Genomic DNA, 24,386 nt, shown 5'->3' with positions numbered 1-24,386 from the left:
GCCTTAAACTGCTTTCAATAAATACCTATTTTACTTATTGCATTATTAACCATTAATCCAAAAAGTCATGAAATTCAAAGTGGGTTTAATCTTTATCACAATATTATCTATTATAGGTTTTTTATTTTATCAATTCAATAAAGAAGAAGCATTCGATTATTCAAAAAAAGTAGGCATGAACGCTATTAAGTGTACGCCTGCAAAGTTTCTTTTAACTGATGTTGATACAACCAAACAAATTTCACCACTCTTCGAAAACCTTGGAAATCATAATTATAAAGTAAGCACCAATAACGACTTAGCGCAACAGTTTTTTAATCAAGGCCTTAGATTAACTTACGCTTTTAACCATGCTGAAGCCCATCGTTCTTTTATGGAAGCAGCTCGATTAGATCCAAGTTTAGCTATGGCTTTTTGGGGACAAGCTTATGCTTTAGGTCCAAACATCAATGATCCTTTGCCAGATGATGAACGTAAAGCAAAATACAACGAAGCTATTGCAAAAGCTGTAAGTCTTTCTACTAATGCCTCAGAAAAAGAACAAGCTTTAATAAATTCTTTAACACACAGATATTCTTCAGATCTAGAAAAAGAAACTTCAGATTTAAATATGGAATATATGGAAGCCATGACAGAAGTAGCAGAAGATTATCCAGAAGATTCCGATATTTTAACCCTATATGCAGCTTCCATTATGAATACTGTTCCTTGGAATTATTGGGATAAAGAAGGTAATCCGTCGCCACATATTGCTGAAGCAAAAACAGCATTGGAGAAGGCAATGGTTTTAAGTCCGGATAATCCTGGAGCACATCACTATTATATCCACATGGTTGAACTTCCTAAACCAGATTTAGCCGTTCCAAGTGCAGACAAACTAGGCTTATTAATGCCTGGTGCAGGACATATTGTTCATATGCCATCTCATATTTATATTCGTGTTGGACGCTATAAAGATGCCGTTCTTGTTAATCAGCAAGCCATATTAGCCGATGAAGATTATATCTCGCAATGTTACGCTCAAGGCATGTATCCACTTGGATACTATCCTCATAATATTCATTTTTTATGGTCGGCATCTAGTCTTTTAGGAAATAGCGAGATTGCCATAGATGCTGCAAAAAAAACAGCTGAAAAAGTTCCTATTGGCGAAATGAAAGAATTGCATTTTTTACAAAATTTTGCTGCTACTCCACTTTTAGCTTACACGCGATTTGGTAAATGGAATGATATTCTAACGTATCCTAAACCCAATGATAGTATTAAATACTTAAATCTTATATGGCACTATACAAGAGGTGTTGCATTTGTTAGAAAGAATAATTTGAAGGATGCTAAAGAAGAACTTGAAGCGATACAAGTTCTAGTTGTAGATCCTGAAATGGAAACTATATATGCTTCTGGATTTGATAATGGAACTTCTATTGCAAAATTAGCCTATGAAGTTGTTGCAGGTGAAATTGCTCAATTAGAAGAAAATTACAATTTAGCTATAGCCCATTTTAAAACTGCAGTAGAAATGGAAGACAATTTAATTTACAACGAGCCAGCTGCATGGTACATACCACCTAGACAAAATTTAGGTGATGCCTTATTAAAAGCTGGAAAATACAGTGAAGCAGAAAAAATATATCAAGAAGATTTAGACGATTTAAGACAAAATGGTTGGTCTTTAATGGGACTGTATGAAAGTTTAATGGCACAAGAAAAGTTGGATGAAGCTGCTGCAATTATGCAAGAATTTAATACAGCCTGGCAAGATGCTGATATAGAAATTAAAACGTCTGTCCTTTAAAATTATATTGAATATAACTTCTTTTAATGCTTTTTATCTTCAAAGTAAAAATTTATCTTTGGGTAAACTTCTTTTTAAATGAACGATAATCTTATTCTCATTCTAGTTATTTTAATTTCTGGTGGTATTGGTGCTTATCTAGGCATGACTATTACTAAACTTAAAAATAAAGGAGAACTGAGTACTCTGGAAGAACGCCAAAAACAGTTAAGTCAAACTATTGATAATTTAAAACAGGATTCAAATAAAATTGAAATAGAGCGTAATGAAATTAGAAATGAAAAAGAGCTCTTAAATTCTGAATTAACCAGACGTAACACAGAATATGAGAATCTTCAGGAAAAAATCAAAGAACAAAAAGTAGAAGTTGAAAAGCTGCAAGAAAAATTTTCTAAAGAATTTGAAAATTTGGCAAATCGCATATTAGATGAAAAGTCAAAGAAATTCACTTCACAAAACAAAGATAATCTAGATGCTATTTTAAAACCATTGGAAGAAAAAATCAAGCATTTTGAAAAACGTGTGGAAGAAACCAACAAAGAAGATATTACCAGAAGTGCCGATTTACGAAGACAAATTTTAGGTTTGAAGGAGCTTAATGAGCAAATGAGTAAAGAAACCAACAATTTAACCAAAGCCTTAAAAGGAAACACAAAAATGCAAGGAAATTGGGGAGAATTGGTACTAGAACGTGTTTTAGAACGAAGTGGTTTAAAAAAAGACAGCGAATATTTTGTGCAACAAAGTTTTACTACAGAATCTGGAAAACGTGTTATGCCAGACGTTATTATTTCTTTACCTGGAGATAAGAAACTAATTGTAGATTCTAAAGTATCTTTAGTAGCCTACGAGCGTTATATTAACGAAGTAGAAGATTCTGAAAAGGCAACTCACTTAAAAAATCATTTACTATCTGTACGAAAACGTGTAAACGAATTGGGCGAAAAAAACTACCATCAAATTTACGAGATGGACAGTCCGGATTTTGTCTTATTATTTATTCCTATAGAATCGGCTTTTGCCATTGCATCTATGGAATATCCTGCACTTTATTCAGATGCGTTTGAGAAAAATATCATTATTGTTACACCAACTACCTTGCTTGCTGTTTTAAAAACTATAGATAGCATGTGGCAAAATGAGAAACAAAAAGCCAATGCTATAGAAATAGCTACTCAAGCAGGCAGACTTTACGATTCGTTTGTAAATTTAACCGACGAACTTCTCAAAGTTGGAAGCCAAATAGGAACTGTACAAAAATCTTACGAAAATGCTATGATTAAGCTAACTGGTAAAGGAAATTTAATTAAACGTGTTGAAACATTAAAAGCTTTAGGTGCTAAAGCTAGTAAACAACAAAATGAGAAACTTCTAAAACGTGCTGAAAACTCAGACATTGAAAATCTTTAAACTCATGAAAAAATTTCTAATTAAATTCTTTATTACCTTTATTTTAATTCTCGTAGGATATTTTGTATTTATCTATTTTGCAACTTATAGTGAAGGTATTCGAGCTGGAGAACTAGTTAAATTTAGCAACAAAGGTATTGTTATAAAAACATGGGAAGGACAAATTAGCCAAGGTGTTTCTGAAGCACAATTATTTGAATTTTCTGTAGAAGACAAAGAAACAGAAGTGATTCAAGATTTAAAAGACCTTCAAGGAAAATATGTCAAACTCCATTATTTTGAACGCTATAAAAAACTATTTTGGTTAGGAGACACCAAGTACTATATTACTAAAGTGGAAGAAGATAAAGAAAGAAGTAATAGAAGATTATAAAAAATATTCTTAAAACTTCAGTCCATTCTAATATTTCTTTTTTCATCTATTACCCTATTTCAATTTATGATAGATAGTTTTTCTACTATAATTTCTAGCTCAACTTAATAACAAACATAAATCTATTTATAATAAAGCTTGATAATAAATTTGCTTTTTTCAAAATTTATATTAATTTTATTATCACGCTTAAAGTGGATATTTTAAATTATCATGCTAAAAGTAGATATATCTATATATCCCTAATTATAACGAAATGTTTTGAAATTATTAAATAATTAAACATAATGACAAGTGTAATTACTGGAGACATAATAAAATCTCGTAGCATAGATAACCCAAAATTGTGGCTGGAGACATTAAAAAATGCATTAGTTAAAATAGAGAGTGATGCATCTTTATGGGAGATATATAGAGGAGATAGCTTTCAAATTGAGATTAGAGAAATTGAGAAAAGCTTTATGGCTGCCTTATATATTAAAGCCTGTATAAAAAGTATAAAAGGATTAGATGTAAGACTAGCCATAGGGATAGGAAACATAAGTTATATTGGCGAAAATATAACAGAATCTCAGGGAGAAGCATTTCAGAATTCTGGAGAAACTTTAGAAAGTCTTAAAAAGGTGAAACAAAATCTCAAAATAAAGACTTCAAACAAACAACTAAATAAAGAATTAAATCTTTACTTTAAATTAGCTTTACTAAGTATGGATCGATGGACAGTAAACTCTGCTGAAATTGTGAAATTAAGCATAGAGAAACCTAATACTATTCAAGAAGAATTAGGGAAATTAATAGGTATTAATCAAAATACCGTAAGCAGAAGACAGAAAAGAGCAAATTTAGATGAGATTTTAGAATTAAATAGTATGTATCAATATAAGGTACAACAAGAATTATGATACTATTAATAAAACTATTTTTGGCACATTTAATTGGTGATTTTGTTTTTCAGACTAAAAAATCGATAAAACAAAAAGAGAGGTTGAAACTAAAGTCTTCAGCTATTTACATTCATATTGGTATTCATATTATTTTATTATTCTTATTACTTTGGGATATAACCCTCTGGCCAATAATTCTTACCATTGGAGTTTCACATTTTTTTATAGATGCTTCTAAACTAGTTTTTCAAAAGAAAAAAACTAAAAGACTATGGTTCTTTTTAGATCAATGTCTTCATATAATCATGATTTTTGTAGCTTACTTTATATTTATAGACCATAGTTTTAAAATCTCATCTATATTTACTCAAAACAACTTACTTCTTATAACTTGTGTACTTTTTTTAACTCGACCTGTTTCTATTATAATGATGGTTGTTTTTAGTAGATGGAATATAGAAAAATTAACTAGTGGAAACGAGTCTCTAAAAGATGCTGGCATGTATATTGGCATGTTAGAAAGATTATTGGTATTTATCTTTATAATAACAAATCATTGGGAAGCAGTTGGATTTTTAATAACAGCGAAATCTGTATTTAGATTTGGAGATTTAAAAGAAAGCAAACACCGAAAATTAACTGAATACATTTTAATTGGTACTTTAATTAGTTTTGGGATAGCAATCTTAACAGGAATTCTATATCTAAATTTGAAGTAAAAAAATACCATCAGAAATCTGATGGTATTAAGATTATATATTTATTAAAATTACAGTTTAATAAATCGTTTGGTAATCGATTGTTCTCCTGAAGACACTCTAACTAAATAAACTCCTGAATGCCATTTAGATACTGAAATTTTATTATTTAGAGTACTAAGTGAATTTGAGTATATTTTTTTACCTAAAATGTCGAAAACTTCAACATGAGTATTATTGTTAAACTCAGGTAAATTAATATTAAGATGTGTTTTTCCTGGATTTGGATAGATTTTAAAATCTGCTTTTGTAAAAACTGGAGTACTTAATGTAAATGATTCTCTAGTAAATCCTCTATTTGATATGCCATGCCAACCTAAAGTATAAGTAGACGTGTCCTCAAATGACCAAACTAAATCTATAGATGAAGCTGAAGTTGAAAACACATGGTCGTTAGTATTTCCTGTATTTGGTAATCTTGTAGCAACAATATTTCTTTGTCCGCTAGAGGTTGTATTTGAAATAATTGTCCAATCTTGTTCTGCATCTAAAGCAGGTTCTGCACCTACTCCTAAAAAAGATCTATCAGTAAGCTTAAATGTTCCATCATTTAACCAAATAACAACATCTTTTCCAGCAGTCATACTTGCTGAATCAAATCCTAATCCTAAGTATTTATTATCTGGACCACTTAACGTTAATGTTACTAATGAAGCAGTAACATCAATTTGAGCTGTATATAAAAAACTTCCATTATTAACTAATTCAATTACACCAGTAGAATAGGTTTGACTGAATGAAAGAGAGGTGATAAAAGTGAAAATTCCAATTAAAGAAAAAGTAATTTTTTTCATAATCATTTATTTTTCTAATAATTCAATTATAGATTTATTATTATCCATTAAAGCATAGTCTAAAGCTGTTTTATCTCTACTATCTTTTAAGGTAACATCAACATTATAATCCATTAATAATTTGATAATAACATCATTATTTAATAATACAGCATAATGCAAAGGTGTTGTTTTATTTACATCTGCTATATTTGGGTTTGCTCCATTTTCTAATAATGTTTGCACTAACAAAACATGCCCTTTAAATACAGCTGCCATTAAAGGAGTACCATATTTACTGTCTCCATTAATATTATTTACATGTTTTATTAAAAATAATCCAACTGCTTCATTTCCATTATAACAGGCCAAAGTTAAGGGTAAATAACCTTCATCATTAGGCTTATTAATAGTGTCAATGTTTATTGCCATTAACTTCTTAACTTCATCAACAGTTCCAGCACGTGCTACATCAAAAATATTATTTTGAGCAAATGTGATTATTGACATAAAAAAACATCCAAATAATAAAATTTGCTTCAGATTCATTTAATAGACTTGATTTTTTATGCTAAAGTAGTAATTAATAGCAAAATAACAGATACCTTTTATCTAATATAACCTTTACTTGCTCAAATACATTTTACGTCTAGAATACAAATTATAGAACTCATCATCTTTTAAACTCTCAATAAATAAAATGCTTTCTCCAGTACTTTTCATCTCTGGACCTAGTTTCTTATTCACATTATGAAACTTATTAAAGGAGAAAACAGGTTGCTTAATAGCATATCCTTTTAATTGTGGATTGAAATTAAAATCTGTTACTTTTTTCTCTCCCAACATCACTTTAGTTGCATAATTCACATAAGGTTCTCCATAAGCTTTAGAAATAAATGGGACTGTTCTTGATGCTCTTGGGTTAGCTTCAATAATATAAACAATATCGTCTTTGATGGCAAATTGAATATTGATTAATCCAACAGTATTCAAAGCTAATGCAATTTTCTTAGTATGATCTTTAATTTGCTGCATTACAAATTCACCTAAATTAAAAGGTGGTAAGGTAGCATTACTATCTCCTGAATGGATTCCACATGGCTCAATATGCTCCATAATACCTATTATGTACACATTTTCCCCATCACAAATAGCATCAGCTTCAGCTTCAATAGCACCATCTAAATAATGGTCTAAAAGTAATTTATTGTTTGGAATACTACGTAGCAAATCTACTACATGTTCTTCCAATTCATTTTTATTGATAACAATTTTCATTCCTTGCCCTCCTAGTACATAAGAAGGTCTAACTAGGATTGGAAAATTTAATTTATCTGCAACAGCTAGAGCTTCTTCAGCTGTAGTTGCTACATCAAACTCAGGATAAGGAATGTTATTTTCTTTTAAAATGTTTGAAAAACTTCCTCTATCTTCTGCTAAGTCTAGAGATTGAAAGGTAGTGCCAATTATTTTAATACCATATCTATCTAGTTTTTCTGCTAATTTTAAAGCTGTTTGGCCACCAAGCTGCACAATAACGCCTTCAGGTTTTTCGTGCTTTATAATATCGTATATATGTTCCCAAAATACTGGTTCAAAATATAATTTATCTGCTGTATCAAAATCAGTTGAAACTGTTTCTGGATTACAATTAATCATAATAGTTTCGTATCCACATTCTGATGCTGCTAAAACACCATGAACACAGCAATAATCGAATTCTATTCCTTGTCCAATTCTATTAGGTCCTGACCCAAGAACTATAATTTTCTTTTTGTCTGAAACAACACTTTCATTTTCAGCAAAGCGTTTTCCGTTAGTTGTTTCAACATCGCTTTCAAAAGTAGAATAATAATATGGTGTTTGCGCTTTAAATTCAGCAGCACAAGTATCTACCAATTTATAAACACGATTAATTCCTAATTCTTCACGTTTATTATAAACTTGACTTTCTAAACAGCCAAGCATGTGAGCTATTTGTCGGTCTCCATAACCTTTTTGTTTGGCTTCAAGCAATAAATCTTTTTGAATAGTATCTATTTTGAAAGTGGAAATTTCCTTTTCTAGTAAATATAATTCTTCATATTGTTTTAAGAACCACATGTCTATTTTTGTAATCTCGTGTATTCTACTAAGAGGAATTCCCATTTGTATAGCATCATATATTACAAACACGCGATCCCAACTTGCATAAGTTAATTTACTTATAATCTGATCATAATTTTTGTATCCTTTTCCATCTGCGCCAAGCCCATTTCGCTTAATTTCTAATGATTGGGTTGCCTTATGCAGTGCTTCTTGAAACGAACGTCCTATTCCCATAACCTCTCCTACAGATTTCATTTGAAGACCAAGAGTTCTATCACTTCCTTCAAATTTATCAAAATTCCATCTAGGGATTTTAACAATAACATAGTCTAAGGTTGGTTCGAATAAAGCTGAAGTAGATTTAGTAATCTGATTATCTAGTTCATCTAAATGATAACCAATAGCTAATTTAGCTGCAATTTTTGCAATAGGATAACCTGTAGCTTTACTTGCTAAAGCTGAAGAACGAGATACACGAGGATTGATTTCAATAGCAATAATATCTTCGTTTTCGTCTGGACTTACAGCAAATTGCACATTACATCCTCCAGCAAAATCGCCAATACTTCGCATCATATGGATAGCCATATCACGCATTTTTTGATAGGTTCTATCACTTAATGTCATAGCAGGAGCTACTGTAATTGAATCTCCTGTATGGATTCCCATAGGATCCATGTTTTCAATAGAACAGATAATTACTACATTATCATTTGCATCACGTAATAATTCAAATTCATATTCTTTCCAACCTATTAAGGCTTTATCAATCATGACTTCGTGAATTGGTGAAATCTCTAATCCTCGAGTTAGTAATTCATCAAAATCTTCTTCTTTATATACAAAAGATGCACCTGCTCCACCTAAAGTAAAAGATGCACGTATAACTAATGGGAAACCAAATTCCTGAGCAATTTCTTTCCCTTTTAAATAAGAGGTAGCAGTGGCTTGAGGGGCCATTGGAATACCAATTTTTAGCATCAACTCTCTAAACTGTTCTCTATCTTCTGTTATGTTAATAGCATCAATATCAACACCTATTATTTCAACCCCAAAATCTTCCCAAATGCCTTTTTCGTCTGCTTCAATACATAAATTTAAAGCTGTTTGTCCTCCCATAGTTGGTAAAACAGCATCTATTTGAGGATGTTCTTTCAATATTTGAACAATAGATTTTGTAGTTAAAGGCAATAAATATACATGATCAGCCATAGAAGGATCTGTCATGATGGTTGCTGGATTAGAATTAATTAAAATAGTTTCTATTCCATCTTCTCTTAAGGATCTTAATGCTTGGGTTCCAGAATAATCAAATTCACATGCTTGACCAATGACTATTGGACCAGAACCAATAATTAAAATAGATTTAAGGTTTGAATTTTTAGGCATTTTTAAGTATTATATTGTTATAGATGTGTTTGCAAAATTAATGAATACTAGATACAAAAAAAGGCGTTACCGTAAAGTAACACCTTTTATATATTAACAATTGTTAATCATTATTTTTTATGTCTAGCTTCTGAAGATACAGATATTTTCTTTCTTCCTTTAGCTCTTCTACGAGCAAGCACTTTTCTACCATTGGCAGAAGCCATTCTTTCTCTAAAGCCATGCTTATTCTTTCTCTTTCTTTTTGACGGCTGAAATGTTCTTTTACTCATTACTTATATCTTTAAAAATCTTCTTTATTATATCTAAATAATCTGTTTTATCCCTTTGTCTAAAACTGGGGGCAAATATACAAAGCCTTTTTTATTTCACAAACCTTATTTTAAAAATATTTTTTCAATAAAATTTTAGTTTCTTTGTACTCCAAAATTAATCCTTGTTTTATGAACCAATTAGTTCTAAAAATAACTGTCTTTTTTTTACTTGTTTCCAGTTTTATTTCAAGTCAAAACACATTGGAATACAAGCTTAATATAGGTGATAACATGATAGTTACACAGACATCTACTCAAGATGTTGTGCAAGACTTAAATGGTTCTAAACATGAGATAACTAATAATTTAGAAAGTAATTATACGTTTATAATTAAATCCATTACAGATAGTTCCTACGTTATTAATTTTAAATTTGATAGGTTTAAATTGTTAACAACATCAAATATCTATGGTGAATTAATGAATATTGACACAAATAAAAGCATAGAAAAAGACGATTTAGAGGCAAAAATATTTTCAGGATTAACAAAATCTACTTTAAAAATGGAGATGTTGAAAACAGGGAAAATCTTAAAAGTATCTGGATCAGAAGCTATGATTAACAAAATGGTAACTGATGCTGGAATTGAAGATGAATTCACCAAAGAACTTATGATTGAAGCTATGAAAAAAGAATTTGGTAATGAAAGTCTTGCCAGAAGCTTTGAACAAATGACATATATCTATCCATCAAAAAAAGTAAGTATCGGTGATACTTGGACAAATAATTATTCTGGAGCTTTAAAGGCTAAAAACATTTGGACATTAACCAATTGGGGTAATCAAATCGAATTATCTGCTAAAAGTAATGTTACTATGATAACTGAAGAAGATTCCCATATAATGACATTAAAGGGCACGCAAAATACAAGTGTTTTTGCAAATAAAAAATCTGGAATAGCTGAATTAATAACTGTAACCTCTAAAGCAAATGGAACTACAGTTATGAAACAAATGAATGGCACAGAAATACCAACTAATATAAAATCTAAAACAACATATAAAATCAAAAAACATGTACAATAAAATATTTAAATTAATAATTGCAGGGCTTATAATTGCTTTTGGAATCTTTCAATTCACCGAAGGATTAATTGGTAATGGAATTATGTATCTTCTTTTATCTACTATTTTTATTTTTCTATATTTTAAAAACGAATTTATATTACTTGCTTTTTTACGCTTAAGAAAACAAGATTTTGTTGGAGCTAAAAAATGGCTTGATAAAATAAAGAGTCCTGAAAGCGCTCTTGTAAAAAAACAACAAGGCTATTATAACTATTTACATGGTATTATGATTTCTCAAGAAAACATGAATGAGGCTGAACGTTATTTTAAAAAAGCAGTAAGTTTAGGTTTATCTATGGATCATGATATGGCTATGGCTAAATTAAATCTAGCTGGAATAGCTTTTAGTAAACGTAGAAAAAACGAAGCAAATATTCTTCTTAAAGAGGCACAAACCCTAGACAAAAGAGGCATGTTGAACGAACAAATAAAAATGATGAAAGACAACATGAAAAAAGCACAAATGCCAAATCAGCATTTTGGTGGACATAAACAACAAAGAGCTGGCAAAAGAAGATAAGGTAAAAAAAAAGCCTTGACAATTGTCAAGGTTTTTTTTTAATCAGTTTTATAGTATCCTTCTTTAGGAATATCAATAAAATATTGTTTTCTAGATTTATTGTTTAAGTTAGGTTCTCTTAACCAAGGGTTGTGTATTTTTAAAATCTTATAATTTATGTTAAACCTTTTAGCAAATGCAGTGAAATCGGTTACAGCTGTATCTACTTCAACTTTATAAGTTGGAACTTCTGTATATAAATCTTTCTCTCTAAAATTGAACCCATACTTATCTGGATGAGACAATATTTCTTTTAGTGCAACAATTCTAAACAGATATCTTCCTGTTTCTTCACCTAAAAGTAAATCGTAATAATCATTTACCTCTTGTTCTTCTAATCTTCTAGAAACTCCTGAATTCCCTGCATTATAAGCAGCTGCAGCTAAAGTCCAAGATCCTAATTGTTCTTTAGATTTTATTAAATACTGACAAGCTACTTCTGTTGATTTTTCTAAATGATAACGTTCATCAACATTATCATTAACTTCTAAACCATATTCTCTTGCAGTAGCAGGCATTATTTGCCATACACCTCTTGCTCCAGCAGGTGAGACAGCATTGGTTAATCCACTTTCTATAACTGCTAAATATTTAAAATCGTCTGGAACACCATTCTTTTTAAGAATTGGCTCTATTACTGGAAAATATTTATGAGCTCTTTTAAACATTAACAAACCATTAGATTGCCAATAAGTATTAACTAGTAACTCTTTATCCATACGTTCGTAAATATCTGGATTATCTAGAGGCAATGCTTCGCCTGCAAAATCTAAATATTCAGGGATTTGTAATGCATAGACATTATAGTCATTAATTAATTTTTTCTCAAAATTTTCGTCTGTAGGCGCATCTTGTAAAGCATAAACAAATAACATTGTTAAGCTTAATAACCCAAAAAATGCAAACACATTTTTAAACCATTTCATCTGTAAAAAGTTTTTATAAAATTACGAAAAATACAGCAATTTTTAGGCCAATTTTTCATCTAAAATAATTTTTGGTAAATTTTCATTAAACCATTTATATTTATTAATAATCATTACATGAGTACCTCCTTTTACAGTGATACAGTCTCCTAAACAACGATGTGGAAAAACAGCATCTTTTTCTCCATGGATATGAATAGCTTCTGGAATTGGCTTGTTTTGATTCCAACAAATAACTTGTTTGATAGACCAATCTAAGTATTGTTTATTAGTAACAGAAAGGTATTTTCTATATAAAGACACACGTTTCTTTACGGTTTTTCCAAATGTGTACTTTGCCAATGCATCAATATTATTTACTAAGCTAGTTGGTAAAATTTTATATGCTTTAGTTATTCTGGCTAGTTTCATCCTTTTTGGCAATTCATGTTTTGTTTTAACACTAGAAACAACTATTAGTTTTCTTAATTTAATAAGCTTACTTATTTCTTGAGCTATAATTCCACCAAAAGAAACACCAATTAAAACCACATTTTCATGTTTAATATTCTCAACCATACGATTTGAATAATCTTCAATTGTCTCATTATCAACAGGAATTAACCATTCTAACACATGCGTTTGAAACTTGCTTTCAGGCAATTTAATGTTCTCAAAAATTAATGGACTAGCAGCCATTCCTGGCACAAAATAAACATGTATGATATCTTGACTCATAAGCTTTTAAGTAGGTAAATAATGATTTTATACAATTTTTTTTTGTAAATTTGCGTTACAAAACTATTGAAAAATAGTACTGACTCCTAAAATTCTCTTTAAATAAAAAACATTCTAATTATGATTGAGGCATCTGAACTTGTGGACAATGACTTTTTACGTCAGTATGAAATTAAAATTGATGAACATTTAGCAAAAATTGAATATTCACTACAAGAACGAAAGATATTTTTAACAAAATTGATTATTCCTGATGAAATAAATTCAGAAGAATTTCAAAAAGAATTTTTAGTAATTGTTTTTAAAGATATCGAAGATCGAAATTTAAGTGTAGTACCAACTAGTCCTGAAATAGCAAAATTTGTAAGAAAGAATAGAAAATATAAACGCATGCTTCCTGTTGGAGTAAGAATTTAAATCTAAAAAAACCGAAGTTAAAACTTCGGTTTTTTTTTATCCTGCTAATTCTTTAATAAATTCTAATCTTACCAATCCATCTTCGTCAATTTTTGTTAACTCAACTTCATGTAACGTATTTACTAATTCTGGATTCCAAGGCGCTTTTACTTTTACATAATTGCCTGTAAATCCTTGAATATATCCTTCTTTATTTTCACTTTCAAACAACACCTTTCTTTTAGTTTTTAATTGGCTTTCGTAAAAGGCACGACGTTTTTTAGCAGATAAACCTCTTAACATCTTACTTCTTTTTGTTCTAATATTTTTTGGAACAACACCTTCCATGCCTGCTGCCAAAGTATTATCTCTTTCAGAATAAGTAAATACATGCAAATAAGAAATATCCAATTCGTTTAGAAAATTATAGGTTTCTAGAAATAATTCATCTGTTTCTCCAGGAAAACCTACAATAACATCAACACCTATACAAGCATGAGGCATCACTTCTTTTATTTTAGCAACTCGATCAACGTACAATTCTTTCATATATCTTCTACGCATTTGCCTTAAAATTTGGTTACTGCCACTTTGCAATGGAATATGAAAATGTGGTACAAACGTATTGCTTTGAGATACAAATTCTATAGTTTCATTTTTCAATAGATTAGGCTCTATGGAAGAAATACGCAATCTCTCAATACCATCTACTTTATCTAACTCTTTAACTAACTGATAAAAAGTATGCTCGTGTTTTTTATTACCAAATTCACCTTTGCCATAATCTCCAATATTAACACCAGTAAGAACGATTTCTTTGATGTTCTTTTTAGATATTTCTTCAGCATTTTTTAAAACATTTTCTAGAGTATCGCTTCTAGAAATTCCCCTTGCTAATGGAATAGTACAATAGGTACATTTATAATCGCAACCATCTTGAACTTTTAGAAAAGCCCTAGTTCTATCACCAAAAGAATAGCTTCCTACATAAAAATCTGCATCTCCAATTTCACAAGAATGTATTTCACCTAAATCGTTTTTAGATAAATCGTTTAAATAGCTTGTAATTTTAAATTTTTCAGTAGCTCCTAAAACCAAATCAACCCCATCTACATCTGCTAATTCTTGAGGTTTTAATTGTGCATAGCAACCAACAGCAGCAACAAACGCTTCGGGATTTAATTTTTGGGCTTGTTTTACAATAGATTTAAAACGTTTATCTGCATTTTCTGTTACAGAACATGTATTGATGACATAAATATCTGCTACTTCATTAAAATCGACACGATTAAATCCTTCATCATGAAAATTTCTAGCAATAGTAGATGTTTCAGAAAAATTAAGTTTACAACCTAAGGTATAAAATGCGACTTTTTTTCTCATATAATTATTGAATCATTATAAAAAAAATATTCTCTGAAGCAACTTATAACCAAATTTTAGAACTATTTAGATTTATAAATTAAAATGTAAAAGCAGAAAATATTTTAATGCGAATGCAAAATTAACGAAAAAGAGCCCTTTAACCTGTTAAAGAGCTCTTTTTTTATTAGAAAAAAAGAAATCCTAATTAATATTTTATTATTTTTCTGGTAATACTTCCTTTTGAAGTTTCAATTTTCAACAGATAGACGCCAGAATTTAAACTTGATGTATCTAAATCTTTTTTATTATTAACTTGCAAAACTACTTGACCAGTAATAGAATACACTTTAGCACTAATCATTTGAATAGAATCATGAATATCAATATGAAGATCGTTTAGAACTGGATTTGGATATACTGAAACTTTATCTAAACTGAATTCTTCTATTCCAAGAAGATTACCAACCACATTCATTACATATTGGTTGTCAGCAAAACCAATTGAAGCAGTTGTTGAAGGAGCATTTATATTACACCCAGTTGATTTTATATAACTATCATCATTTTGACCTCCTGCATTTATTCCAGGGAAAAAAGTCTCACCTATATTAGTGCCACTATCACCAGCCAATACTTCAAATGCAATGGTAGAACCAGCTGGGATTATTGCTGTAATTGGTACAGATATTAAAGACAGATCGTCAGCAGAATTTGATACATGTGTTGCAGATTGCACTAAAGTTAAAGTTGCAGTTGCTAAATTATCTGTACTTGCAGTATAAATATTTACTGTAATTACTTTCCCATCATCTGCTGAACCTTGACCATATTCCACCGAACTAATTTGAAAATCTTCAGTTACAGCAAAATCAGCAAGATTATATGCTCTATAAAATGAATTTTCACGATACTCACCAGATGCTGAAGACCAACAAGCTACACCTCCATCTGTAACATTATTTGGGTCTACAGATTGTGTTAATGTAATTTGAGCATTTGAAGGAAAAATAAATAAAGTAAATAATAAAAAAAGAATGTAATAATTTTTCATAATTTTAAAATTTCGGATTAATAACATATTAAATATAGTCTTTTTATCTTATAAATGAAATTTAAACACCTGATTTTCTTACTCCTATTAAATTGCTCTTCTCAAAAAGAAAATTTACCCTCTGTTTTCAGATATAATGAACACAAAAATATTGGCTCATTAGACCCAGCTTTTGCAAAAGATAATGCAGATATTTGGGCAATAAATCAACTTTTTAATGGCTTAGTACAAATGGATGAAAATTTAAATATCCAACCTTCTATAGCTAAAAGTTGGATTATTTCAGAAGATGCTCTTTCATATAAATTCACTATTAGAAACGATGTTTATTTTCATAAACACTATTTATTTGGAAAAGATTCCACCAGAGTTGTCAATGCATTAGATTTTGAATATAGTTTCAATAGATTGTTAGATGAGAACATAGCTTCACCAGGCAGTTGGGTTTTAAATAAAGTAGAAAATTTTAAAGCTATAAACGACTCTATTTTTCATATTAAATTAAAGCAACCTTTTCCAGCTTTTCTTGGTTTATTAACAATGAAATATTGCTCGGTTGTTCCTAAAGAAATTGTGAGTCATTATAAAAATGATTTTAGATCAAACCCAATCGGTACAGGACCATTTAAGTTTAAACGTTGGGAAGAAAACATAAAATTAGTTTTTAGAAAAAACGAAAATTACTTTGAAAAAGATAGTAATGGACATAAGCTTCCATATTTAGAAGCCATTGCGATTACCTTTTTACCAGATAAGCAAAGTGAGTTTTTACAATTTGTTCAAGGCAACATAGATTATGTTTCAGGATTGGATGCTTCTTATAAAGATGAAATTTTAACTGCAAATGGCAAATTAAGAGACATCTATTCTAAAGATGTAAATATGCTAAGAAGCCCATATTTAAACACAGAATATCTTGCCTTTTTTATGGATTCTAGCATTCCTGAAATTCAATCTATATATATCCGAAAAGCTGTAAATCATGGATTCGATAGAGAAAAAATGATGATTTACCTTAGAAATGGTATTGGAATTCCTGCATATGGTGGTTTTATACCTAAAGGACTACCAGGATTTGATGATTCTATTGGTTATACATTTCAACCTGAGAAGGCAAAACTATTGATTGAACAATTTAAAATTGAGTCAGGCATACAAAACCCAGAAATAACAATAACAACAACTAGTAATTATTTAAGTTTTTGTGAATATATACAACGTGAACTCCAAAAAATAGGACTTCAAGTAAATGTTGATGTAATCCCAGCTGCTACCTTAAAGGATGCAAAAGCCAATGGTAAATTAGACATGTTTAGGGCTAGTTGGGTTGCCGATTATCCTGATGCAGAAAACTATTTATCTCTTTATGATAGTAAGAATTTCGCTCCAAATGGACCAAATTATTCACATTTTAAAAACAATGTTTTTGATGATTGGTATCAGCAGGCATTTACCGAAACAAACACTTTACAAAGAGAAATACTTTACACAAAAATGGATAGTTTAGTTATGGCTGAAGCTCCAATAGTGCCTTTATTTTATGATGAAGTTGTAAGGTTTACTAGAAAGAATATTATAGGTCTTGGAATCAATCCAATAAATTTATTAGAATTAAAACATGTAAGAAAAACGAATGATTAATCTCTTCTAAATCTTTTTGTTTCTTCAAATACATGCTCTAAAATAGCAGCATCTTGTTCTGAAAACTCTATTTCTCTACGAGACATAACAACTTTTGCTACCTCAAATGCTTTTTTAGTTAAAAACGTTGTAAAACCATTACTTCCACCCCAAGAAAAGCTTGGAACAAAATTCCTAGGAAAACCACTTCCAAATATATTGGCACTAACACCAACAACTGTTCCTGTATTAAACATGGTGTTAATACCACATTTACTATGGTCTCCCATCATCAATCCACAAAATTGCAATCCAGTTCTAGCAAAACTTTCTGTTTGGTAATCCCACAATTTTACTTCCGCATAGTTGTTTTTAAGATTAGAATTATTTGTATCTGCTCCAAGATTACACCACTCACCTAATACAGAATTTCCTAAATAGCCATCATGACCTTTATTTGAATAACCAAAAATAACTGAATTAGTTACTTCTCCTCCAACTTTGCTATATGGACCAACAGTAGTAGGTCCATAAATCTTAGCAGACATTTTTACTGTAGCTCCTTCACATAATGCAAAGGGACCACGAATCATACTGCCTTCCATAATTTCGGCATTCTTCCCAATATATATTGGTCCATTTTCTGCATTTAAAGAACATAAAGGTAATTTGGCACCTTCTTCAATAAAAATTTCTGTTCTGTTAAAAGCAACCGTCATTTCTGGAATAGGCTGAGACTGTCTGCCTTTAGTTAGTAAGTCAAAATCTTCTTGAATAGCTTCACCATTTTTAGAAAATATATCCCAAGTATGCTCAATTTTCAATACATGATCATTGTACTCTATAGCATCGTAACTATTCAAGTCTATTTTTTCTTGCGTGTTTTTGGTGTAAAATGCTATGACATCTTCATTTTTAAAAATAGCTTGATTAGCTTCTAAACTTTTTACCATTTCAACTAATTCTAAATTCGGTAAAAAGGATGCATTAATCATAATGTTTTCTTCCATTTCTACCATTGGATACTTATTAGACAAATATTCTTCAGTAACTGTTGTAGTTGTAAATTCCAAATAAGCTTCCCATTTTTCTCTTATGGTCAAAATTCCAATTCTAATATCAGCAACTGGACGAGTATATGTAAATGGCAACAAATTGTTTCTTGAAGGACCATCAAAAAGAATGTAGTTCATGTGAAGTTAAAGTTTAAGTTATTTATAAACCAGAATTAGTCTATTCAAAAGTAACGTAATTATAGCAACAAAAAAAGCCTCCAGAATAAATCTGAAGGCTTTTAAATAATATAATTTAGCTAAATTACTTTTTGAACTTAGCGTATTTGTTTTTGAATTTATCAATACGACCAGCAGTATCTACTAGTTTAGATTTACCAGTGTAAAATGGATGAGATGTTCTTGAAATCTCCATTTTTACTAATGGATATTCAACACCATCAACTTCTATAGTTTCTGCTGTATTTGCAGTAGATTTAGTTAAAAAAACATCATCATTAGACATGTCTTTAAATGCTACTACTCTATAATTTTCTGGATGTATATCTTTTTTCATCGCTTAAAGCTTTAATATCTTTCACAAATTTTGAGGTGCAAATTTAGGAATTTTTTATAAATGAACAATACTTTTATTTTTATTTTTTTAAGAATTATAAATTTTCAATAATAAGCTGTAACGTTTTCCTATATTTGTTTACTAACTAACTATAATCTTAACTAAACAAAAATATAATAAAAATGGAAAAATCCTTAAAAACCTTATCGATAAATAATGGTCTAGTTTTAGGCCTAATATTATCGGTTATAACAGTATTAATGTATGCTCTAAATTTAGATTTATTCACTAAATGGTGGGTAGGAATTATTTTATTTTTCTTATCATTAGGAATTGCTACCTATTCTGCAATAAAATTCAAACAACATCAAGGATTTCTTACTTTTAAACAGGGCTTTAGTTCCTACTTTATTACTGTTGCTGTAGGAAGTTTTATTGCTACAATTATTGGAATTGTTATTTTCACTTTTGTAGATCCAGATGCTGCAACCTATTTAAACGAACAAATACTTATAATGTCTAAAGAGGCTATGGAAGGATTTGGTGCTCCTCAAGAAACTATTCAAGAAGCACTTATGAAGGCTGAGAAAGTAAACAATTTTGCTTTAGTTGAACAATTAAAAGCATTTGTTTGGAGATTGTTGTTTTATAGTATCTTTGGGCTTATTGTTGCTTTAATAGTAAAGAAAAACGATCCTGCCTCAGAATAATTTCTCTATTTTTGTAAAGCGATTTATAAAAAAATACATGAATATATCAGTAGTTATACCACTACTTAATGAACAAGATTCATTAAACGAATTACATGATTGGATTGCAAAAGTTATGCAATCCAATCATTTTTCATATGAAATTATTTTTATTGATGATGGTAGTACTGATAAATCTTGGAAAACCATAAAACAGTTATCTCAAAAAGATTCCAATATAAAAGGTATTCGGTTTTTAAAAAATTTTGGAAAATCTCAAGCTCTACATGCTGGTTTTGAAAAAGCTCAAGGAGATGTTGTTATAACTATGGATGCAGACCTTCAAGATAATCCAGAAGAAATTCCAGAACTATATAACATGATTATTTCAGAACAATATGATATGGTTTCTGGTTGGAAGAAAAAACGTTACGATTCTGTTATTTCTAAAAACCTTCCTTCGAAATTATTTAATTATGCGGCTAGAAAAACCTCTGGTGTAAAACTTCATGATTTTAATTGTGGTTTAAAATCTTACCATAAAAATGTGGTTAAAAACATAGATGTAAATGGCGAAATGCACAGGTACATTCCAGTATTAGCCAAAAATGCTGGCTTCACAAATATTGGAGAAAAAGTGGTACAACATCAAGCTAGAAAATATGGTGTAACTAAATTTGGAATGGACCGGTTTATTCATGGTTTCTTAGACTTAATTACCATTTGGTTTTTATCTCGTTTTGGCAGAAGACCTATGCATTTATTTGGAGCTTTGGGCGTTTTAATGTTTGCTATTGGTTTTGCTTTTGCCATATATTTAGGAATAGATAAATTATTTCTAAATCCGTTTGGAAGATTAATTACGCAACGTCCTCAATTTTATATTTCTTTAGTAACCATGATTATTGGAACTCAATTTTTTGTGGCAGGATTTTTAGGCGAAATAATTCTTAGAACCAAACAGGATAAAAAGCGTTATTTAATTAAAGACCAACTGAATTTATAATACCCAAACTAATTAGAAGTAATTTCATCTTATCTTTTTAGAATTACTTATTTTTGCATCACATTTTTTTAAACATGATATACATTGAACCGGAATTATTAGAAAGAGTAAATACATGGTTAACACCTGCTTTTGATAATGATACGCAAAAACATATAAAAAAATTAATTGCTTCAAATCCAAAAGAACTTAAAGAAAGTTTCTACAAAAACTTAGAGTTTGGAACTGGTGGTATGCGTGGTGTTATGGGAATTGGTACTAACAGAATTAATAAATATACTCTTGGGAAAAACACACAAGGATTAAGCAATTATTTACATCAATCGTTTCCTAATGAAACACTAAAAGTAGCCATTGCTTTCGATTGTAGACACAATAGTCAATCACTAGCAAAACTGGTAGCCAATGTATTTTCTGCCAACAACATTCAGGTTTACTTGTTTGAAGATTTACGACCAACACCAGAACTGTCATTCACGTTAAAACATTTAGGTTGCCATTGTGGTATTGTACTAACAGCATCTCACAATCCTCCAGAATATAATGGTTATAAAGTATATTGGCAAGATGGAGGTCAATTGGTACCACCTCAAGATGCCGAAATTATAATTGAAATAAACAACTTAGACTATTCTGAAATCAAATTTGAAGCTAATAATAAGTTAATTCAATATATTGGAAAAGAGGTTGATGAAGTTTTTATTAATGCGTCTATAAAAAATGGAAGTTTCAACACAGCTCAACAAGCCAAAGACAACATAAACATTGTGTTTACATCTTTGCATGGGACTTCTATAACCATTATTCCAGACACCTTAAAACAAGCTGGCTATAAAAACGTCCATATAGTTGAAGAACAAGCCGAGCCTAATGGCGACTTTCCTACTGTGGCTTCGCCAAACCCTGAAGAACCAGAAGCCTTAAAAATGGCTTTAAATTTAGCAGATAAAGTTGAAGGAGACATTGTAATCGGTACAGATCCAGATAGCGATAGAATAGGAATTGCAGTTAGAGATTTTAATGGAAATATGGCCTTGCTTAATGGAAATCAAGCCATGCTAATGATGACAGATTTCTTATTAAAACAATGGCAATCTCAAGGAAAAATTAAAGGCAAAGAATTTATAGGCTCGACCATAGTTTCAACTCCAATGATGAATGTGCTTGCTAATGCTTATGGTGTAGAATGTAAAATTGGATTAACCGGTTTTAAGTGGATTGCTAAAATGATCAAAGACTTTCCAGAACTAGATTTTGTTGGTGGTGGCGAAGAAAGTTTCGGTTTTATGGTTGGCGATTTTGTTAGAGATAAAGATGCCGTAACTGCTTCTCTACTCGCTTGCGAAATTGCAGCTCAAGCTAAAGCAAAAGGCTCTTCACTTTATAACGAATTAATCAAACTTTATGTTACACACGGTTTATATAAAGAACGCTTAATATCAATCACTAAAAAAGGCATTGAAGGTGCTCAAGAAATCAAGCAAATGATGATTGATTTCAGAAAAAAACCACTTACTGTTATTAACAATTCTAAAGTAATAAAAATTGAAGATTACCAAAGTTCTATAGCCTTAAACCCAATTTCCGGAAAAGAAGAAGCTATAACTGTACCAAAATCTAATGTGTTGATTTATTACACTGAAGATGGCAGCCAAATAGCCTTAAGACCTAGTGGTACTGAACCAAAAATTAAGTTCTATATTAGTGCAAACACGAAATTAGAATCTGAATCAGATTTTATTGAAGTTGAAAAGCAATTAGAAACAAAAATCGATGCCATTATAAACGACATGAAACTAAACTAATGGATTATATCAAGAAACTTTCTCGTTTTATTAAACCTTATAAAAGCTATGCTGTTTTAAATATAATATGTAATATATTCTATGCCTTATTTAGCACATTAGCTATGGTTTCTTTAATGCCTATGATAAATGTTCTTTTTGGAGAAAGCGAAAAAGTATATAACAAACCATTATATAAAGGAGTTAAACACTTAAAAGATTACCTTGAAAATTATTTAAACTATATAGTTACAACAACTAGTGAAAACGATGGGCCACAAAGAGCATTGTTTTACATGATTGTCTTAATTATAAGTTTATTTCTTCTTAAAAACATATTTAATTATTTAGCCTTATTTTTCATTACATTTTTAAAAAATGGTGTTTTAAGAGATTTAAGAGATGAGATTTACTTAAAAGTTATAACCTTACCCATTTCTTTCTATTCAGAAAAAAAGAAAGGAGACATTATTGCAAGAATTTCTGGAGATGTTACTGAAGTAAAAAATTCCATGCTTTCGGTTTTAGAGCTAATAGTAAAAGAGCCTTTAACCATTTTATTTGCAATAATAGCAATGTTTGCTATTTCTACTAAACTTACCATCTTTGTATTCATTTTTATTCCAGTAGCTGGATTAATTATTTCTAGAATTGGTAAAAGCTTAAAAAGAAAATCAGATAAAGTTCAAAGAGAACAAGGAGTCTTTTTATCTACTTTAGAAGAAACTCTAGGTGGATTAAAAGTCATTAAAGGATTTAATGCTGAATCAATATTTTATTCAAGATTTAAAGAATCTACAAATAGGTTCTACAACTTTTCTAATACTTTAATGAATCGCCAGAATTTAGCATCACCTACAAGCGAATTTCTTGGTATTGCCACTATAGCTGCTTTACTTTGGTATGGTGGTAATATGGTAATGGTGGAACAAACATTATCTGGTGGTGCGTTTATAGGATATATGGCTTTAGCTTATCAAATATTAACACCTGCAAAAGCTATAAGTAAAGCAAGTTATCAAGTAAAGTCTGGAAATGCAGCAGCAGAACGTGTACTATATGTATTAGAAACAAAAAGTTCTTTAGAAGATTTACCTGATGCTATTATTAAACAGGACTTTGAGAAGGAAATTACTATAGAAAATATATCTTTTAAATACGAAGATGATTTAGTTCTAAAAAACTTTTCAGTCAATGTTCCTAAAGGCAAAAGTATAGCTTTAGTAGGTCAATCTGGAAGTGGTAAATCAACAATAGCAAATTTAGTTACTCGCTTCTATGATGTTACTGAGGGTTCAATAAAAATAGATGGTATAGATATAAGGAATTTAACAAAAAAATCACTACGTAGTTTAATGGGTTTAGTTACTCAGGATTCTATTTTATTTAACGATACAGTTAAAAACAATATTCTATTAGGTAAAGAAAACGCAACAGATGATGAAGTTATTGAAGCTCTAAAAATTGCAAATGCTTGGGAGTTTGTTAAAGACCTTCCAAAAGGAATTGAAACTAATATTGGAGATTCTGGAAACAAGCTATCTGGAGGTCAGAAACAACGTTTAAGTATAGCCAGAGCTGTTTTAAAAAACCCACCAATTATGATTCTAGACGAAGCTACATCAGCCCTAGATACTGAAAGTGAAAGATTGGTACAAGTGGCATTAGAGAATATGATGAAAAATAGAACATCTATTGTTATTGCACACAGACTTTCAACCATTCAAAATGCTGATACTATTGTGGTAATGCAGAAAGGTGAAATTGCCGAACAAGGCAAACATAACGAATTGATTGCAAAAAATGGCATATACAAAAAATTAGTAGACATGCAGAGTTTTGATTCTTAAAA

Annotated in this window: 23 protein-coding genes; 13 read left to right on the top strand and 10 right to left on the bottom strand. The window is 30.1% G+C overall.

What is annotated here, in order from left to right:
* Window positions 1-67 precede the first annotated feature (67 nt).
* The 5 genes from FVF61_RS06745 to FVF61_RS06725 all read left to right on the top strand — a co-directional run bounded on the left by FVF61_RS06745 (window position 68) and on the right by FVF61_RS06725 (window position 5,181).
* Window positions 68-1,795, top strand: coding sequence for a tetratricopeptide repeat protein (locus tag FVF61_RS06745; RefSeq protein ID WP_148454658.1), 1,728 nt, complete (start codon window positions 68-70; stop codon window positions 1,793-1,795).
* Between the two features lie 78 nt (window positions 1,796-1,873).
* A complete protein-coding gene (rmuC, locus tag FVF61_RS06740; protein ID WP_148454657.1) occupies window positions 1,874-3,205 on the top strand; it encodes a DNA recombination protein RmuC in 1,332 nt (443 codons plus the stop codon).
* A 4-nt stretch (window positions 3,206-3,209) separates the two neighbouring features.
* A complete protein-coding gene (locus FVF61_RS06735; protein ID WP_148454655.1) occupies window positions 3,210-3,578 on the top strand; it encodes a 6-phosphogluconate dehydrogenase in 369 nt (122 codons plus the stop codon).
* Window positions 3,579-3,865: 287 nt separating this feature from the next.
* A complete protein-coding gene (locus FVF61_RS06730; protein WP_148454653.1) occupies window positions 3,866-4,480 on the top strand; it encodes a transcriptional regulator in 615 nt (204 codons plus the stop codon).
* The gene (locus FVF61_RS06725; protein ID WP_148454651.1) at window positions 4,477-5,181 is read left to right on the top strand and encodes a DUF3307 domain-containing protein; all 705 of its coding nucleotides are present in this window, start codon (window positions 4,477-4,479) and stop codon (window positions 5,179-5,181) included. The genes FVF61_RS06730 and FVF61_RS06725 overlap by 4 nt, the downstream gene beginning before the upstream one ends.
* A 50-nt stretch (window positions 5,182-5,231) precedes the next feature.
* Here the strand turns inward: FVF61_RS06725 and FVF61_RS06720 are convergent, their stop codons facing one another.
* From FVF61_RS06720 to rpmH, 4 genes are all read right to left on the bottom strand, one after another.
* Window positions 5,232-6,014, bottom strand: coding sequence for a T9SS type A sorting domain-containing protein (locus tag FVF61_RS06720; protein ID WP_158635191.1), 783 nt, complete (start codon window positions 6,012-6,014; stop codon window positions 5,232-5,234).
* 6 nt (window positions 6,015-6,020) lie between these two features.
* Complete coding sequence (locus FVF61_RS06715) at window positions 6,021-6,542, bottom strand: ankyrin repeat domain-containing protein (RefSeq protein ID WP_148454647.1); 522 nt, start codon at window positions 6,540-6,542, stop codon at window positions 6,021-6,023.
* Window positions 6,543-6,617: 75 nt separating this feature from the next.
* The gene (carB, locus tag FVF61_RS06710) at window positions 6,618-9,470 is read right to left on the bottom strand and encodes a carbamoyl-phosphate synthase large subunit (RefSeq protein WP_148454645.1); all 2,853 of its coding nucleotides are present in this window, start codon (window positions 9,468-9,470) and stop codon (window positions 6,618-6,620) included.
* Window positions 9,471-9,580: 110 nt separating this feature from the next.
* Window positions 9,581-9,742 carry a 50S ribosomal protein L34 gene (rpmH, locus tag FVF61_RS06705; RefSeq protein WP_148454643.1) on the bottom strand — a complete coding sequence of 54 codons (162 nt, stop codon included), beginning with the start codon at window positions 9,740-9,742 and terminating at the stop codon, window positions 9,581-9,583.
* A gap of 171 nt (window positions 9,743-9,913) precedes the next feature.
* On the opposite strand from rpmH, the gene FVF61_RS06700 reads away from it, so the two are divergent.
* Complete coding sequence (locus FVF61_RS06700; RefSeq protein ID WP_148454641.1) at window positions 9,914-10,810, top strand: DUF6263 family protein; 897 nt, start codon at window positions 9,914-9,916, stop codon at window positions 10,808-10,810.
* A complete protein-coding gene (locus FVF61_RS06695) occupies window positions 10,800-11,372 on the top strand; it encodes a tetratricopeptide repeat protein (RefSeq protein ID WP_148454639.1) in 573 nt (190 codons plus the stop codon). The genes FVF61_RS06700 and FVF61_RS06695 overlap by 11 nt, the downstream gene beginning before the upstream one ends.
* A gap of 38 nt (window positions 11,373-11,410) precedes the next feature.
* Here the strand turns inward: FVF61_RS06695 and FVF61_RS06690 are convergent, their stop codons facing one another.
* Both FVF61_RS06690 and FVF61_RS06685 read right to left on the bottom strand, forming a co-directional pair.
* Complete coding sequence (locus FVF61_RS06690) at window positions 11,411-12,337, bottom strand: lytic transglycosylase domain-containing protein (RefSeq protein WP_148454637.1); 927 nt, start codon at window positions 12,335-12,337, stop codon at window positions 11,411-11,413.
* Between the two features lie 42 nt (window positions 12,338-12,379).
* Window positions 12,380-13,054, bottom strand: a complete 675-nt coding sequence (locus FVF61_RS06685) for a YqiA/YcfP family alpha/beta fold hydrolase (RefSeq protein WP_148454635.1) — start codon at window positions 13,052-13,054, stop codon at window positions 12,380-12,382.
* A 120-nt stretch (window positions 13,055-13,174) separates the two neighbouring features.
* Here FVF61_RS06685 and FVF61_RS06680 point away from each other — a divergent pair, with 120 nt between their 5' ends.
* On the top strand, window positions 13,175-13,471 hold the full coding sequence (locus tag FVF61_RS06680; protein ID WP_148454633.1) for an N-acetyltransferase: 297 nt from the start codon (window positions 13,175-13,177) through the stop codon (window positions 13,469-13,471).
* A gap of 36 nt (window positions 13,472-13,507) precedes the next feature.
* Here FVF61_RS06680 and mtaB read toward each other — a convergent pair whose 3' ends face one another.
* Window positions 13,508-14,833 carry a tRNA (N(6)-L-threonylcarbamoyladenosine(37)-C(2))-methylthiotransferase MtaB gene (gene mtaB / locus FVF61_RS06675; protein ID WP_148454631.1) on the bottom strand — a complete coding sequence of 442 codons (1,326 nt, stop codon included), beginning with the start codon at window positions 14,831-14,833 and terminating at the stop codon, window positions 13,508-13,510.
* A gap of 187 nt (window positions 14,834-15,020) precedes the next feature.
* Complete coding sequence (locus FVF61_RS06670) at window positions 15,021-15,866, bottom strand: T9SS type A sorting domain-containing protein (RefSeq protein WP_158635190.1); 846 nt, start codon at window positions 15,864-15,866, stop codon at window positions 15,021-15,023.
* A gap of 54 nt (window positions 15,867-15,920) precedes the next feature.
* On the opposite strand from FVF61_RS06670, the gene FVF61_RS06665 reads away from it, so the two are divergent.
* Complete coding sequence (locus FVF61_RS06665; protein WP_148454627.1) at window positions 15,921-17,507, top strand: ABC transporter substrate-binding protein; 1,587 nt, start codon at window positions 15,921-15,923, stop codon at window positions 17,505-17,507.
* Here the strand turns inward: FVF61_RS06665 and FVF61_RS06660 are convergent.
* Both FVF61_RS06660 and FVF61_RS06655 read right to left on the bottom strand, forming a co-directional pair.
* A complete protein-coding gene (locus FVF61_RS06660; protein ID WP_148454626.1) occupies window positions 17,504-18,679 on the bottom strand; it encodes a GlmU family protein in 1,176 nt (391 codons plus the stop codon). The two genes, FVF61_RS06665 and FVF61_RS06660, sit on opposite strands and share 4 nt — an antisense overlap.
* Before the next feature lie 124 nt (window positions 18,680-18,803).
* A complete protein-coding gene (locus tag FVF61_RS06655) occupies window positions 18,804-19,055 on the bottom strand; it encodes a type B 50S ribosomal protein L31 (protein ID WP_148454624.1) in 252 nt (83 codons plus the stop codon).
* A gap of 182 nt (window positions 19,056-19,237) precedes the next feature.
* Between FVF61_RS06655 and FVF61_RS06650 the strand changes: the two genes are divergently transcribed.
* The 4 genes from FVF61_RS06650 (at window position 19,238) to FVF61_RS06635 (ending at window position 24,384) form a co-directional block, all read left to right on the top strand.
* Complete coding sequence (locus FVF61_RS06650; protein WP_148454622.1) at window positions 19,238-19,765, top strand: DUF4199 domain-containing protein; 528 nt, start codon at window positions 19,238-19,240, stop codon at window positions 19,763-19,765.
* Between the two features lie 37 nt (window positions 19,766-19,802).
* Entirely contained in the window at window positions 19,803-20,750 is a 948-nt protein-coding gene (locus tag FVF61_RS06645) for a glycosyltransferase family 2 protein (RefSeq protein ID WP_148454620.1), read from the top strand.
* Window positions 20,751-20,824: 74 nt separating this feature from the next.
* A complete protein-coding gene (locus tag FVF61_RS06640; RefSeq protein ID WP_199757283.1) occupies window positions 20,825-22,555 on the top strand; it encodes a phospho-sugar mutase in 1,731 nt (576 codons plus the stop codon).
* On the top strand, window positions 22,555-24,384 hold the full coding sequence (locus tag FVF61_RS06635) for an ABC transporter ATP-binding protein (RefSeq protein ID WP_148454618.1): 1,830 nt from the start codon (window positions 22,555-22,557) through the stop codon (window positions 24,382-24,384). The genes FVF61_RS06640 and FVF61_RS06635 overlap by 1 nt, the downstream gene beginning before the upstream one ends.
* Window positions 24,385-24,386: the final 2 nt, after the last annotated feature.

This window comes from Xanthomarina maritima (assembly GCF_008084905.1).
Classification (GTDB): domain Bacteria; phylum Bacteroidota; class Bacteroidia; order Flavobacteriales; family Flavobacteriaceae; genus Xanthomarina; species Xanthomarina maritima.
Note: the sequence above shows the minus strand (reverse complement) of the source record. Positions and strands in the feature narration are given on the sequence as shown.